This is a genomic window from Stenotrophomonas sp. 24(2023) (assembly GCF_030913365.1).
In the GTDB taxonomy this organism is placed as follows: Bacteria; Pseudomonadota; Gammaproteobacteria; order Xanthomonadales; family Xanthomonadaceae; genus Stenotrophomonas.
Window position 1 is genome coordinate 3173172 of record NZ_CP133160.1, and the last position, 13334, is coordinate 3186505.

15 protein-coding genes and 1 pseudogene are annotated in these 13334 nt (G+C 68.1%); 14 read left to right on the plus strand and 2 right to left on the minus strand.

All coding sequences use genetic code 11. From position 1 onward, the window contains the following. Nucleotides 1–27: 27 nt before the first annotated feature. Nucleotides 28–2340: a hypothetical protein gene (locus Q9R17_RS14370; protein WP_308155277.1), complete on the plus strand. Its 2313-nt coding sequence runs from the start codon at nt 28–30 to the stop codon at nt 2338–2340. A gap of 122 nt (nt 2341–2462) precedes the next feature. Here the strand turns inward: Q9R17_RS14370 and ccsA are convergent, their stop codons facing one another. Beyond that, on the minus strand, nt 2463–3257 hold the full coding sequence (ccsA, locus tag Q9R17_RS14375; RefSeq protein ID WP_308155278.1) for a cytochrome c biogenesis protein CcsA: 795 nt from the start codon (nt 3255–3257) through the stop codon (nt 2463–2465). Between the two features lie 121 nt (nt 3258–3378). Here ccsA and ffh point away from each other — a divergent pair, with 121 nt between their 5' ends. The 10 genes and pseudogenes from ffh to Q9R17_RS14425 all read left to right on the plus strand — a co-directional run bounded on the left by ffh (nt 3379) and on the right by Q9R17_RS14425 (nt 9564). Further along, the gene (gene ffh / locus Q9R17_RS14380; protein ID WP_308155279.1) at nt 3379–4758 is read left to right on the plus strand and encodes a signal recognition particle protein; all 1380 of its coding nucleotides are present in this window, start codon (nt 3379–3381) and stop codon (nt 4756–4758) included. 94 nt (nt 4759–4852) lie between these two features. After that, nucleotides 4853–5287, plus strand: a complete 435-nt coding sequence (locus tag Q9R17_RS14385; protein WP_308155280.1) for a hypothetical protein — start codon at nt 4853–4855, stop codon at nt 5285–5287. A gap of 80 nt (nt 5288–5367) precedes the next feature. After that, nucleotides 5368–5493, plus strand: a pseudogene (locus Q9R17_RS14390) (nitronate monooxygenase); the annotation flags it as partial. Between the two features lie 56 nt (nt 5494–5549). Beyond that, complete coding sequence (locus tag Q9R17_RS14395; protein ID WP_308155281.1) at nt 5550–6332, plus strand: aminotransferase class IV family protein; 783 nt, start codon at nt 5550–5552, stop codon at nt 6330–6332. A 135-nt stretch (nt 6333–6467) separates the two neighbouring features. Further along, on the plus strand, nt 6468–6728 hold the full coding sequence (gene rpsP, locus Q9R17_RS14400; RefSeq protein ID WP_005415733.1) for a 30S ribosomal protein S16: 261 nt from the start codon (nt 6468–6470) through the stop codon (nt 6726–6728). Between the two features lie 44 nt (nt 6729–6772). Further along, complete coding sequence (rimM, locus tag Q9R17_RS14405; RefSeq protein WP_308155282.1) at nt 6773–7285, plus strand: ribosome maturation factor RimM; 513 nt, start codon at nt 6773–6775, stop codon at nt 7283–7285. 8 nt (nt 7286–7293) lie between these two features. Further along, on the plus strand, nt 7294–8052 hold the full coding sequence (trmD, locus tag Q9R17_RS14410; protein WP_308155283.1) for a tRNA (guanosine(37)-N1)-methyltransferase TrmD: 759 nt from the start codon (nt 7294–7296) through the stop codon (nt 8050–8052). A gap of 156 nt (nt 8053–8208) precedes the next feature. Further along, nucleotides 8209–8616, plus strand: coding sequence for a 50S ribosomal protein L19 (gene rplS / locus Q9R17_RS14415; protein WP_308155284.1), 408 nt, complete (start codon nt 8209–8211; stop codon nt 8614–8616). Nucleotides 8617–8707: 91 nt separating this feature from the next. Further along, a complete protein-coding gene (locus Q9R17_RS14420) occupies nt 8708–9088 on the plus strand; it encodes a DUF6404 family protein (protein ID WP_308155285.1) in 381 nt (126 codons plus the stop codon). Between the two features lie 80 nt (nt 9089–9168). Further along, on the plus strand, nt 9169–9564 hold the full coding sequence (locus Q9R17_RS14425) for a DUF1801 domain-containing protein (RefSeq protein WP_308155286.1): 396 nt from the start codon (nt 9169–9171) through the stop codon (nt 9562–9564). A gap of 66 nt (nt 9565–9630) precedes the next feature. Here Q9R17_RS14425 and Q9R17_RS14430 read toward each other — a convergent pair whose 3' ends face one another. Next, on the minus strand, nt 9631–11103 hold the full coding sequence (locus tag Q9R17_RS14430; RefSeq protein WP_308155287.1) for an MATE family efflux transporter: 1473 nt from the start codon (nt 11101–11103) through the stop codon (nt 9631–9633). A gap of 62 nt (nt 11104–11165) precedes the next feature. On the opposite strand from Q9R17_RS14430, the gene Q9R17_RS14435 reads away from it, so the two are divergent. From Q9R17_RS14435 to Q9R17_RS14445, 3 genes are all read left to right on the plus strand, one after another. Beyond that, the gene (locus Q9R17_RS14435; protein WP_308155288.1) at nt 11166–11399 is read left to right on the plus strand and encodes a hypothetical protein; all 234 of its coding nucleotides are present in this window, start codon (nt 11166–11168) and stop codon (nt 11397–11399) included. A gap of 9 nt (nt 11400–11408) precedes the next feature. Continuing rightward, on the plus strand, nt 11409–11816 hold the full coding sequence (locus tag Q9R17_RS14440) for an RNA-binding S4 domain-containing protein (RefSeq protein WP_308155289.1): 408 nt from the start codon (nt 11409–11411) through the stop codon (nt 11814–11816). A 109-nt stretch (nt 11817–11925) separates the two neighbouring features. Next, nucleotides 11926–13119, plus strand: coding sequence for a cellulase family glycosylhydrolase (locus Q9R17_RS14445; RefSeq protein ID WP_308155290.1), 1194 nt, complete (start codon nt 11926–11928; stop codon nt 13117–13119). The last annotated feature ends 215 nt before the right edge of the window (nt 13120–13334 follow it).

Genomic DNA, 13334 nt, shown 5'->3' on the forward strand with positions numbered 1-13334 from the left:
GCCTTCGCTAGACAGGAGTATTTCCCCATGGATATCTGGAACTGGGTCGAAAAGCTGCAGGACGACCTGCGTCAGGCCGGCCAGGCACAGAACGCACAGCTGCTGACCCGGCTGGCCGACGAGGTCAGCGAACTGCAGGTGGACCGCGTCGATGCGCTGCTGCCCGAAGCGCGCGCATTGGGCAAGGCGCTGGACAACCCCTGGGTCGATGTCTATGTCGGCCACTGGGCGTTGCGCAACCGCGTGGGCAACCGCGTGGAAGGCGAGAGCGCCCTGGGCGATGCGGTGGCGCTGTTCGAGCGCGCGCACCGCGAAGACACCCTGGAATGCCCGCAGTCGATCTGCGTGACCCAGGATCTGGCCGCCTGCTACGGCAACATCGATGGCCCGGGCTGGGTGCCCGAGCGCATCGAGGTCTGCGACGAAACGCTGGGGCGCATCGATCCCAGCTGGGCCTGCTTCCAGTGCCTGAGCTGCGAGAAGGCCGATGCCCTGCTCGATGATGGCCGTGGCGGGGAGGCGCTGGCGTACCTGCAGCAGCAGGCCGATGCCGTGGAGGCCTGCGGCAAGGACGTGTTCGACAGCTTCCCGGAAATGAAGATCAAGATCCTGCTCGCCACCGGGCAGGCCGCGCAGGCGCTGGTGCTGATCGAGCAGCGTGAGGCCGAAGTGGCTGCGGCGGGCGAGTACGAGCCGGCCAACTGCACCGTGCCGCGCCGCCTGTCCAAAGCCTGGGCACTGGCGCAGCTGGAACGTGATGAAGAAGCATTGCAGGAACTGGTGCCCTGGGCCGAATTGACCCCGAATTACTGGCGCCTGTGGGCGCAGGCGGCGGCAGCGCTGTGCCAGCGTGATCCGGCGCGCAACACCTGGGATCTGGGCACGCGCTTCAACACGATCCTGGAACACTTCGCGCAGGTCGGCGCGCACCGGCTGGTGATCGAGATCGCATCGCTCAGCCTGGCGCTTGCGCTGCAACGCGGCGCGCGCTGGGTGGCGCAGCGCCAGCTTGGCCTGGCCCGCACCCACCTGGCCCTGCTGCGGCAGGACCGCGGCGCTGCGGCGCAGATCGCGGCGCTGGCTGCCCGCATCGATGCATTGCCGGAGATCACGCCGCTGCCGGTGGCGGCGGCCGAACTGCTGCCCTGGCTGGAAGCGCAGGGCGCCCAGGCACAGGCGCGTGATCCCGAGCGGGAGGCGCAGTGGCTGCTGCAGGCGCATGCGCAGTGCCCCGATGATGCCGGCCTGGCCGATGTCGCCGCGTCCGCGCTCAATGCCTGTGGCGCGCGGGACGACGCGCAGGCGCTGCTGTGGGCATTCGTGCGGGGCCATGCGCAGGACGATGGTGCCCCGGCCTACAGCCTGATGCGCCTGCTGGCCGAGCAGGGCAACGACGATGGCCTGCGCCGACTCGCCGATGTCTTCCGTGGCACGGTGCCGGTGTTCGCGCACTGGTGCGACGTGCAGCGTGCACGGCACGTCGCGGACTGGCCCGCGCTGGAACAGGCCGCGCAGGCGCTGCTGGCGCTGTCGCCCGGTTCCCACGGCGCGCGCGGCACGCTGGCGCGGATGTACATGGATACTGGCCGCTTCGCCGAGGCACAGGCCTGCTACGCGCAGCTGGTGGGTCTGCTGGAAGAGCCCAACGCCGCCCATTGGGACCACATGAGTGCCGCCAGCGCCGCCGGTGACTGGGAGGCGGTACGCCAGTCGGCCGCAGCCATCGGCATGGAGCTATCCAGCCAGGACGGCGTGGTCGAAGAACCGTGGGGCTGGGTGATCATCCGCAGCCACGAACAGGGCGAGCCGGTGGACTACTACGCCCGCCGCAGTGGCCCGGTGACCGCGCGCATCGTCGAGAACGCACCGGCCCACCGTGCGCAGCAGGTAGGTGACTGGGTGGTGTTCGACGCCGCGCTGGTGCATCCGGCGCCGGAGGACGAAGAGGCGCGCCGGCAGTTCATTCCCACCTATACGCGGGTGCATGTGCTGGAGCGCGGTGGCTACGCGCGCAGCTGGCTGGTGGATGGTGCACACCCCGGCGAAGAGGCCTGGAACACCTTCGTCGAAGCGGCCGAGGCGCAGGGCTGGCAGGCCTGGGCGCACAGCCAGGCTGATTACACCGTCACCGATCCTGCAGGGAATGAGGAGCAGGACACGCTGCCGGGCCTGCTGTTCACCGTTGCCCAGCCGCAGGACCACGCACCGCTGGCCCTGCACCGGTTCCTGCAGCAGGCCACCGCCGGCTGGGCGCACCCGCTGTGCTGGCTGCGCCTGGCCGAAGCCTGTGACCAGGATCGCCAGCCGCATCTGGATGTGATCGAGCAGTACGGCCTGTAACGGCGGAAGAAGGGGGCGGACCCCGGTCCGCTACCCGGCTTCGGGTAGATCCACGCCCTGCGTGGATGAGCGGCTTCTCGTAGATCCACGCCATGCGTGGATGCAGTTGCCGGCTCCGCGCGTCAGCGCGTATGCCCGAACACCAGCTCGATCACGAACTGGCTGCCGAAGAACGCCAGCAGCAACAGCACCATCGCCGTCAGCGTCCAGTGCACCGCCTTCACCCCGCGCCAGCCGTAGCGGCGGCGGCCGATCAGCAGCACGCCGAACACGATCCACGACAGCACGCTGAGCACCGTCTTGTGCACCAGCTTCTGCGCCAGCAGGTCATCGACAAACAGCACGCCGGTGACCAGGGTGAGGGTCAGCAGTGCGAACCCCACGGTGATGACGCGGAACAGCAGGGATTCCAGGTCGGCCAGCGGGGGCAGGGCGCGCAGCCAGGGGCGGAAGTCGCGACGGCGCAGGGCACGTTCCTGCAGCCACAGCATGATGGCCAGCAGCGCGGCGATGCTCAGCGTGGCATAGGCCAGCAGGGCCAGCCAGGCATGGCTGGCCAGGCGCCAGCCCAGCACCTTGCTGGGTTCGTGGCCATAGCCGTGGTAGGCGGCCAGCAGCAGGGCCGCCAGCGGGAACACCACCACGCCCAGGGTCGCCATGCGCCCACGCGCGCCCACCAGCGAAGTCAGCCAGGCCATGCCCAGGCCGACCAGTGACAGCGCCGCGAAGAAATGCATGTCCGGCCCGCCGCTGGTGCGCACGGCCACCAGCACATGGTAGATGCCATGCAGCAGCATCGCCGGCAGGGCCGGCCACAGCCAGGCCGGGGAAGCGCCGGCCTCGTCGCGGCTGAGCGCGCGTACCAGCAGGCCGGCGGCGGCCAGGTAGAGCAGGGCGGCGATGAGAACGATTGTCATCGTGGCAGTTTCGCATACCCCTGCATGGCTGGCGACGCCCGCCGCAGCGCATCCCGGGGCCGGGGGACGAACCGGTATACTGTCTGCCTTATTGTCCCCGTTCCAGACAGGTTGCACCGCAATGTTCGAGTCCCTGACCCAGCGTCTTTCCGGCACCATCGAGCGCCTGCGTGGCCGCGGCCGCCTGACCGAGGAAAACATCCGCGAAGCCACCCGCGAAGTGCGCATCGCCCTGCTGGAGGCCGATGTCGCGCTGCCGGTGGTGCAGGCGCTGATCGAGCGCATCAAGGTGCGTGCGGTCGGCCAGGAAGTGCTCAAGTCGCTGACCCCGGGCCAGGCGCTGATCAAGGTCGTGCGCGACGAGCTGACCGCCGTCATGGGCGCCGCCGCCAGCGACCTGAACCTCAACGTGCCGGCGCCGGCCATCATCCTGATGGCGGGCCTGCAGGGCGCCGGCAAGACGACCACGGTCGGCAAGCTGGCCAAGCACCTGAAGGAAAAGCGCAAGAAGAAGGTGATGGTGGTGTCGGCCGACGTCTACCGTCCGGCCGCGATCGAGCAGCTCAAGACCCTGGCCGAGCAGGTGGGCGTGCTGTTCTTCCCGTCCAGCGCCGACCAGAAGCCGGAAGCCATCGTGCGCGCGGCCATCGACGATGCGCGCCGGTCGTTCGTGGACGTGCTGCTGGTCGATACCGCCGGCCGCCTGGCCATCGACGAAGCGATGATGGCCGAGATCAAGGCCCTGCACGCGGCGGTCAACCCGGCCGAAACGCTGTTCGTCGTCGATGCCATGACCGGCCAGGACGCGGCCAACACCGCCAAGGCCTTCGGCGATGCGCTGCCGCTGACCGGCGTGGTGCTGACCAAGACCGACGGTGATGCCCGTGGCGGTGCCGCGCTGAGCGTGCGCTACATCACCGGCAAGCCGATCAAGTTCGTCGGTGTCAGCGAGAAGCCCGACGGCCTGGATGTGTTCCACCCCGACCGTATCGCCAGCCGCATCCTGGACATGGGCGACGTGCTGTCGCTGGTGGAACAGGTCGAGCAGCAGGTCGACAAGGACAAGGCGCAGAAGCTGGCCGAGAAGGTCGCCAAGGGCAAGAAGTTCGACCTCAATGACATGCGTGACCAGCTGGAGCAGATGCAGAACATGGGCGGCATCGGCGGCCTGATGGACAAGCTGCCGGGCCTGGGCAACATCCCGGACCACCTCAAGCAGCAGGTCAGCCAGGGCAAGGAAGTGCCGCGCATGATCGCCATCATCGGCTCGATGACCAAGAAGGAACGCCGCAACCCGAACCTGCTCAACGGCTCGCGCCGCGCGCGCATCGCCAAGGGCTCGGGCGTGACCCCGGCCGACGTCAACAAGCTCATGAAGCAGTACATGCAGATGGAAAAGATGATGAGCAAGATGGCCGGCGGCGGCATGAAGGGCATGCTGCGCAGCATGAAGGGCATGATGGGCGCGATGGGGGGCCGTGGCGGCCTGCCGTTCCGTTGATCGACGTGAGGGCGGACGCAGGTGCCTGGATCGGCACTTGCGTGTCCCGGTCCGTATTGCTTGACTACCCGCCGTATCTGACAAGGGAATGTTCATGAACAGAGTGATCGTGGTGATGGTCCTGGCCCTGGGCCTGACTGCATGCAAGGACGACACCTCGGTGTCGCAGAAGGCCGGCAGTGCCATCAGTGGCACGGCGGCTGATTTCGTTGCGGGCCTGGGCGAGGGCGTGGACAAGCGCATGAACGTGACGCTGCAGGCTGATCCGGGTCTGGCCGCACATGGCCTGACCGTGACCCTGGGCAAGAGCCGTGGCATGGGTTCCAAGGAGGCGGCGGTGTATGTGGTGGCCGACAAGGCCTTCAAGGGCAAGCTGGTGGCGCGCGCGCTGGACGCAGACGGCACCGAGATCGGCCGTGCAACGGCCGAGGTGGAGTTCGCCGCAGACGACGCGCGCTATGTGACCTTCCAGTTCAACGAGGAAATGGATAGCCAGCTGGTGCGCACCTACGCGGTGGTGGCGCGCTGATCCTTGCGCGACCGGGTCTGCGGATCCGGTCGCGGCCACTGGCGTATGCTGGGCGGTGACTTCTCCCACAGGTATGTCGCGTGAACGCATCGCCGATTCTTGAGCGCGCCGACACCTTCTGTCGGCGTTTTTCATTGCAGCTTCCGATCCTGCTGGCACCGATGGCCGGCGCCTGCCCGGTGCCGTCGGCGTGGATGGCCCCGGCACAGCCAGCGGCCGGCGTGCTGCGCGGGATGTGGAAACAGGCGCAGGCGCTGCTGCGATGACGGTGACCTGCAACGGCAGGCCCGCGCAGGTCGGGGATCTGCTGCCGGCACTGGTCAACTACGGCCACTTCACCTCGTTGCAGGTGCGCGGGTACGCGGTGCAGGGGCTGGACCTGCATCTGGCGCGACTGTCGCAGGCCACGCGCGAACTGTTCGGCAGCACGCTGGATGCGGCGCAGGTACAGGTCTGGATGGCGCAGGCGCTACAGCAGGCGGGGCAGGGCGATGCCTCGCTGCGGGTGACGGTGTACTCGCGCCACTTCGATTTCCGTGATCCGCTGGCGCCGGTGCCGGTCGACGTGCTGGTGGCGGTGTCCGCGCCGGTGACGCTGGTGGCCCCGAAACGGGTGCGCAGCGTGATCTGGCAGCGCGAACTGCCGCAGATCAAGCATGTCGGCACCTTCGGCCTGTTCGCCCAGCGCCGCGCCGCGCTGGCCGAGGGCTTCGACGATGCGCTGTTCGTGAATGCTGCTGGCGAGATCAGCGAGGGCACCACCTGGAACCTGGCCCTGCATGATGGGCAGCAGCTGATCTGGCCGCAGGCCCCGGCCCTGCGCGGGACCGCCGAGGCGCTGCTGCAGGCGCACTGGCCCGGTCCACAGGTGGTGCGGCCGGTCGCGCTTGCGGAGCTTGGGGGAATGCATGCGGCGCTGGCCTGCAACGCCAGTGGCATCTGGGCGCTGGAAGCCATCGACGCCCACCCGCTGGCGGGGTCGGCTGAGCTGGCCGTCCAGGGCCGGGCGGTGCTGGCCGGGGTGCCGTGGCAGGCACTTTCCTGAACGAAGGATCGGGCAGATGCCCGGCGAGCGTACTGGAGCGCCTGAACAGGCGGGGTTGGCGCAGCTGGCCGCTGCCGCTATAATCGCCCGCTTACCGCGCCATCCTGGCGACTGGGCAACATAGGAAAAACCACCATGGTCAAGATTCGACTGACCCGCGGCGGCGCCAAGAAGCGTCCGTTCTACCACATCATCGTGACCGACGTGCGCAGCGCGCGCGACGGCCGCAACATCGAGCGCGTTGGCTTCTACAACCCGGTCGCCCAGGGCGCCGAGAAGCGCATCGAGCTGGACCTGGCCCGCGTTGACCATTGGGTCAAGAACGGCGCCCAGCCGACCGACAAGGTCCGCAACCTGATCAAGGAAGCGACCAAGTCCCAGGCCGCTGCGGCCTGATCCTGACGGGCCACGCTTCGGCGTGGCCCTCTTGGTTGAAGCAGATGAAAGATATCGAGCGCCGCATCCTGCTGGGCAGGGTTGTCGGCGCTTTTGGTGTGCGCGGCGAACTGAAGCTCGAGTCCTGGACCGAGCCGCGTTCCGCCATTTTCCGTTACCAGCCGTGGATCCTGCGCAGCCCTGCCGGGCAGGAATCGACGCTTGAAGGCGCCCGTGGCCGCGACAGCGGCAAGCACCTGGTGGCCCGTTTCCCGGGCATCGAGGATCGCGACACGGTCGAAGCCCTGCACGGCACCGAGATCTTCGTGGCCCGCAGCGCGCTGCCGCCGCCGAAGCCGGACGAGTACTACTGGGTCGATCTGGAAGGCCTGGACGTGAAGACCGTCGAGGGCGTTGCCCTGGGCCAGGTCTCGCACCTGTTCAGCACCGGCGCCAATGATGTGGTGGTCGTGCGCGGTGATCGTGAGCGCATGATTCCGTTCATCCAGCCGGACGTTGTCGTTTCGGTGGATTTCGACGCCAACCTGGTCGTGGTCGACTGGGACCCGGATTTCTGAGTCGCGCGATGCGTTTTGACGTCATCACCCTGTTCCCGGAATTCATCGCCCAGTCCGCAGGCCTGGGCGTGGTCGGCCGTGCGCAGGAAAAGGGGCTGTTCAGCCTGCACGGCTGGAACCCCCGCGATCATGCCGAGGGCAACTACCGCCGGGTGGACGACCGCCCGTTCGGCGGCGGCCCGGGCATGGTGATGCTGATCGAGCCGCTGCAGGCCTGCCTGCAGGCCATCCGTGACGCGGATCCGACCCCGGCCCGGGTGATCTACCTCAGCCCGCAGGGGGCGCCGCTGACCCAGGCCAAGGTGCGCGAGCTGGCGGTATTGCCCCGCGTGGTGCTGCTGTGCGGCCGTTACGAGGGCATCGATGAACGCTTCCTGGAAGCCCATGTCGACGAGGAGATTTCCCTCGGCGACTACGTGCTGTCCGGCGGCGAACTGGGCGCGGCGGTCATCATCGATGCCGTGGCCCGGCTGCAGGACGGGGCGCTGAACGATGCTGAATCGGCGGCCCAGGACAGCTTCGAGGGTGATCTGGGCCTGCTCGACTGCCCGCATTACAGCCAGCCGGCCCAGCACCCGCTGGGTGACGTGCCGGAGGTGCTGCGTTCGGGCAACCATGCCGCCATCGCCGCCTGGCGCCGGCAGCAGTCTTTGATCCGCACCGCGGAACGCCGCCCGGACCTGCTGGACGAGGCCAGCCTGGGCAAGGCCGACCGCAAGCTGCTGGAGCAGGCCCGCCAGGCCCGTTCCCGCACGGACGCCCCCTAGCGCAGGGGGCGCCTGATCGGCTATCATGGCCAATTCCCGCCAGCCCTCGGCCGGCGCGCGCAGTACCCACAACAAACGTGCAGCACAGTCCAGTGACTGCATCAGCCTACGTTGTCGAAACGACACGCCCACCCGAACAAGAATCGGTGTAACCCAATGAGCAAGCTGAACAAGTCCATCGTCGCGGAATTCGAATCCGCCCAGATCACCCGCGAACTGCCGAAGTTCAGCCAGGGCGACACCGTTGTCGTCAACGTGAAGGTGAAGGAAGGCAACCGTGAGCGCGTGCAGGCTTACGAAGGCGTCGTGATCGGCACCAAGAATGCCGGCCTGAACTCCTCGTTCACCGTCCGCAAGATCTCGCACGGCTACGGCGTCGAGCGCGTCTTCCAGACCCACAGCGCCATCATCGACTCGGTCGAAGTGAAGCGTCGTGGTAAGGTCCGCGCCGGCAAGCTGTACTACCTGCGTGGCCTGGAAGGCAAGGCTGCCCGCATCAAGGAAGACCTGGCTGCCGCTGCGCAGGCCAAGGCTGCCCGCCTGGCCGCCGAAAAGGGCGAGTAAGGTCCCCGACAGCACCTCACGGTGTTGCCGCAACGGCCGCCTTCGGGCGGCCGTTTGCGTTTGCGCGGTTGGCGGCGGTATGTTCAACCGCATGAATACCCCTGAGCAGAAGTATCCGGCCAAGGTGCAGTTGGCCCTGCGCCACCTTGATGCCGCTGGCGTCCCGCGGCGGCAGTCGGCACCGTTGCTGCACCGCGTGCTGTGGCGCAGCGGCGTTACCGTTGCCCCGCCGATGCTGGCCAGCATGACGGCCAATACCCTGTTGATGGGCGTCTGGTTCGCCTTCGCCTGGGGCCTGCTGATGTGGCTGCTGCTGTGGCGTGGCAGCACGCTGTCGTCGGCCATGGCGGTGTTTGCCGCGCTGGTGGCCGGTGCGGGGTTCGGGCTGCTGATGGCGGCGCTCATGCGTGGCCTGCGCCTGCGTCACCGCCTGCCGTTGTGGCGTGACCTGCCGGATACGCCGCCGGCCTGAGTGCGGCCATGGCGCACCGCGCCGTGACCGCGAGCCGGTCCGGCGCTAGGCTTCGGCAACTCCTGCCCGGTGCCACGACCATGCCCCGCACGCCTGCTGCTGCCGCTGATCCTGCTGCCCTGATCGATGCCCGCATCGCCGAACTTGGCGACTGGCGTGGCGACACCCTGGCCTGGGTGCGTGGCCTGGTCCACGCGGCGGTGCCGGGCGTGGAGGAAACCTGGAAATGGCGCGGCGTGCCGGTCTGGGAGCACCACGGCATCCTGTGTACCGGCGAAACCTACACGCAGGTGGTCAAGCTGACCTTTGCCCATGGCGCGGCCCTGCCGGACCCGAAAGGCCTGTTCAACGCCAGCCTGGAGGGCAACACCCGGCGCGCGATCGACATCCGCGAGAATGCGCTGCCCAATGCCGCGGCGCTCAAGGCGTTGCTGCGCGCAGCGGCCAAGCACAACGCGGAAAGAAAGAAGCGGTAGCGCCCGGTCACCAAGCGCCCGGCAGCGCCGGGCCAGGCCCGGCGAGTACCGCGGCGCGAAGACGGGTCAGCGTGGCGGCGCCGATTCCAACGCTGCATCCGGGTCGGCCACCGGTGACGGCGGGCACGCCGGAATCTCCGATGGCGTCGCCAGTTCCTCGGCATGCACCGGCGTGGCCATCATCTTCGCCTTGCGCCAGCCGCCCCAGCGGTAATACGCCAGCGACAGCAGCATCGACACCAGCGAGCCGGCCGGGAAGCTCCACCAGATGGCGTCGGCGCCCCAGTACGGCTGCAGGAACTCAGCGAAGGGCACGCGCACGCCCCACAGCGATACCGCCAGGATCAGCAGCGGCGGAATGACCGCGCCGGTCGAGCGCACCACGCCGGAAATCACGAAGCTCACGCCGAAGAACAGGAAGGAGCCGATCACCACGTGGTTCAGGTGCCGGGCGATCTGCAGCGACTCGCTGCCCTGCGGCAGGAACAGCGCCAGCGAGTACTGGTCCAGCAGCACCAGCGGCAGGATCAGCGCGCCGGTCAGCAGGAAGTTGAACAGGATGCCCTGGCGTGCGGTGCCGCGCACGCGGTCCCAGCGCTGGGCACCCACGTTCTGCGCGGCCATCGACGAACAGGCCGCGCCGATCGCCATCGCCGGCATCTGCACGTAGTTCCACAGTTGCAGCGATGCACCATACGCGGCCGCCGTGTCGGTGCCGTACTGGTTGACCATGGTCATCAGCATGATCACCGACAGCGAGATCAGCACCATCTGCAGGCCCATCGGCACGCCCTTGACCACCAGCGCGCGCAGGATCGTCATGTCCAGCTTGAACAGGTGCATCTCGGCGCGGCCCAGCCACAGCACATGGCGCTTGCGCCGCATGTACAGCAGCAGGCCGGCCAGCGACAGCGTCTGCGCCACCAGCGTGGCCCACGCCGAACCGGCAATGCCCAGCGCGGGGAACGGGCCGAGGCCGAAGATCAGCACCGGGTTCAGTGCGATGTCCAGCGCCACCGACACCAGCAGGAAGCGGAAGGGCGTGCGCGAATCACCGGCACCGCGCAGGGCCGCAGTCAGGAAGGCGAAGGCATACAGCGTGGGCATCGCCAGGAAGATGATGCGCAGGTAGGCCTCGGCCAGCGGCAGCGAGGCGGCCGGGGTGCCCATCGCTGCCAGCAGCGGATGGGCCAGGAACCAGCCGGCGATGGCGATGATCACCGAGATGCCGATGAAGAAGGTGGCGCTGGTACCGACCACCCGGCGCGCCTGTGCCACGTCGCGTGCGCCCATGGCCTGGCCGATCAGGATGGTGGAGGCCATGCCGAAGCCGAACACCGAGCCGATCAGGAAGAACATGATGTTGTTGGCGTTGGCCGTGGCGGTCAGCGCCGCTTCGCCGAGGAAACGACCAACCCAGACCGCGTTCACCGAGCCGTTCAATGACTGGGCGATGTTGCCGGCCAGGATGGGCAGGGAGAACAGCAGCAGGTTGCGGCCGATGGGTCCGGAGGTCAGGTCGAGCGGCGCTTTGGCCATGGGGTGGAGATCAGGCAGCGGGAGGCGCACACTACCACCAAGCCGGTCAGAGGGATGTGGCAATGCGGCAATGGATTCGGGCGGAAGGAATCGGGGTGGTCGTGATGGCGGTCGGTCTGGCCGCATGTTCAGCCAATGACCGTTGGGCCGACACGCAGGTGCGGCCGACCGACCGTGCTGAATGCCTGGTGGGCAGCCAGCGCAAGGACATGCGCGATGTCCAGCCACTGATTGGCGGTACCGGCTGCCGCGCCGATCCGGCAAATCCCAAGAACCTCTACAAACCCCCGGAGTAACGCCCGACGATGTCCGAGCTTTCCCCTGTGCAGCCCAGTGTCCGCCTGGATGTCTGGCTGTGGGCCGCACGTTTCTTCAAGACCCGCAGCCTGGCCAAGCAGGCGATCGAAACCGGCAAGGTCAGCGTGGCCGGGCAACGCCCGAAATCCTCGCGTGCGGTACGCGTGGGCGAGCAGCTGCAGGTGGACCGCGGGGAGGAGCACTTCGAGATCCGGGTGACCGGGCTCAGTGATCAGCGCGGGCCGGCACCGGTGGCGCAGCAGCTGTATGTCGAAAGCGAGGCCTCGCGCCTGCGCCGTGCCGAGCAGCGCGCGTTGCGTATCGCCGCGCGTGATGGCTTCCAGCCGCCGGAGCATCGCCCGGACAAGCGGGCGCGGCGGTTGATCCGTGCATTGGGTGACCTGGACGCGCTTTGACGTTTTCGCCGGGTATGGCCCGGCACCCACGGATGCCGTAACCGGTACGCTCATCCGCCGTTCGGCTGGCGTCCCTCACGTTGGGCCTTCCTTTTCATGGAAGATCGCCATGCTCCTTCACCGCAGCCTGCTGTGCGTGGCCCTTGCTGCCGCTGCCCCCGTGTCCGCCGCCGACATCACCTTCTGGGATACACCACAGCGCGGGGGCAACAGCTTCAATGAGACGCCCCCTGACCGCGCCTATTTCCAGGCCCTGCGCAGCACCGGGGCGACCTGGGTCCGGTTGACGCCGGACAAGTGGCGCAGCGCCGGTGGCCGCGATTTCCTGATGGGCAACGCCGACGACTACCAGGGGCTGGTGGCGGCCGATGTGGTCACCCTGCGCCGGGTGCTGGACGATGCCGGGGCGGCGGGTCTGAAGGTGGTGCTGGTGCCGCTGTCGCTCCCGTTGCTGCGCTGGAAGCAGAAGAACGGCGGCGTGGTCGATACGCGGCTGTGGCAGTCGCTGGACAACCATGAACCGGCCCAGCGTTTCTGGCACGACCTGGCCACGGCCTTGAAGGGGCATCCGGCGCTGGCTGCCTACAACCTGATCAACGAGCCGGCACCGGAGTACGGCACCACGCTGGCCGAGCACGCGCCGGCTGCGGCCATGCAGCACTGGTATGCGGGCGTGCAGGGTGGCCCGCGGGATCTGCGGGTGCTCTACCGCGGGCTGATCGCCCGTGTGCGCGACGTGGATGCGGACATGCCGCTGATGCTCGATGCCGGCTGGTATGCCGCGGCCGATGCGTTCGATTACTGGCCTGCGCCGCTGGATGACGCGAACCTGCTGTACAGCGTGCACATGTATGAACCATACGCGGCCACCAGCGCCCCCAACCAGACGCGGGCCACCCCCTACCGCTACCCCGCCACGGTGCCGTTCGGTGGCGAGCAGGTGCACTGGGATGCGGCGCGCGTGCGCGGCTACCTGCAGCAGCCGATGGACTGGGCCAGGAGCCATGGCATCGGCGCCAACCGCATGGTGATCGGGGAGTTCGGCTGCATGCGCCGCTGGCCCGATTGCGGGGCCTACCTGCGCGACGTACTGGCGGTGGCCGAGCAGCAGCGCGTGCATTGGGCGTTCTATGCGTTCCGCGAGGATGGTTGGGACGGCATGGATTACGAGCTGGGCAACAAGGCGTTGCCGTGGTCGTACTGGCAGGCGGTAAAGAAGGGCAAGGCGGTGCAGCCGCCACGTTCGATGCAGGCGCCGCTGTTCACGCCGATCCTGGAACGGTTGAAGGCGGGGGCGCGTTGAACCCACCGCCGTTGTGTCGCGGTAGCTCGGGTAGCCGCCCACCTTGGTGGGCGTGGTCCGTGTGCCAACCGAGGTTGGCAGCTACCAGGTCATGACGCGGCTGCTTTGGTAGCCGCCCACCTTGGTGGGCGTTGTGTCGCGTGCCAACCGAGGTTGGCAGCGACGGGTGCATGACGTGGCTGCTCTGGTAGCCGCCCACCTTGGTGGGCGTGGTC

Bases quoted from the DNA above. Each gene is read 5' to 3' on its own strand.
- Q9R17_RS14370 (WP_308155277.1), top strand. From the start codon at position 28: ATGGATATCTGGAACTGGGTCGAAAAGCTGCAGGACGACCTGCGTCAG.
- ccsA (WP_308155278.1), bottom strand. From the start codon at position 3,257: ATGACAATCGTTCTCATCGCCGCCCTGCTCTACCTGGCCGCCGCCGGC.
- ffh (WP_308155279.1), top strand. From the start codon at position 3,379: ATGTTCGAGTCCCTGACCCAGCGTCTTTCCGGCACCATCGAGCGCCTG.
- Q9R17_RS14385 (WP_308155280.1), top strand. From the start codon at position 4,853: ATGAACAGAGTGATCGTGGTGATGGTCCTGGCCCTGGGCCTGACTGCA.
- Q9R17_RS14395 (WP_308155281.1), top strand. From the start codon at position 5,550: ATGACGGTGACCTGCAACGGCAGGCCCGCGCAGGTCGGGGATCTGCTG.
- rpsP (WP_005415733.1), top strand. From the start codon at position 6,468: ATGGTCAAGATTCGACTGACCCGCGGCGGCGCCAAGAAGCGTCCGTTC.
- rimM (WP_308155282.1), top strand. From the start codon at position 6,773: ATGAAAGATATCGAGCGCCGCATCCTGCTGGGCAGGGTTGTCGGCGCT.
- trmD (WP_308155283.1), top strand. From the start codon at position 7,294: ATGCGTTTTGACGTCATCACCCTGTTCCCGGAATTCATCGCCCAGTCC.
- rplS (WP_308155284.1), top strand. From the start codon at position 8,209: ATGAGCAAGCTGAACAAGTCCATCGTCGCGGAATTCGAATCCGCCCAG.
- Q9R17_RS14420 (WP_308155285.1), top strand. From the start codon at position 8,708: ATGAATACCCCTGAGCAGAAGTATCCGGCCAAGGTGCAGTTGGCCCTG.
- Q9R17_RS14425 (WP_308155286.1), top strand. From the start codon at position 9,169: ATGCCCCGCACGCCTGCTGCTGCCGCTGATCCTGCTGCCCTGATCGAT.
- Q9R17_RS14430 (WP_308155287.1), bottom strand. From the start codon at position 11,103: ATGGCCAAAGCGCCGCTCGACCTGACCTCCGGACCCATCGGCCGCAAC.
- Q9R17_RS14435 (WP_308155288.1), top strand. From the start codon at position 11,166: ATGCGGCAATGGATTCGGGCGGAAGGAATCGGGGTGGTCGTGATGGCG.
- Q9R17_RS14440 (WP_308155289.1), top strand. From the start codon at position 11,409: ATGTCCGAGCTTTCCCCTGTGCAGCCCAGTGTCCGCCTGGATGTCTGG.
- Q9R17_RS14445 (WP_308155290.1), top strand. From the start codon at position 11,926: ATGCTCCTTCACCGCAGCCTGCTGTGCGTGGCCCTTGCTGCCGCTGCC.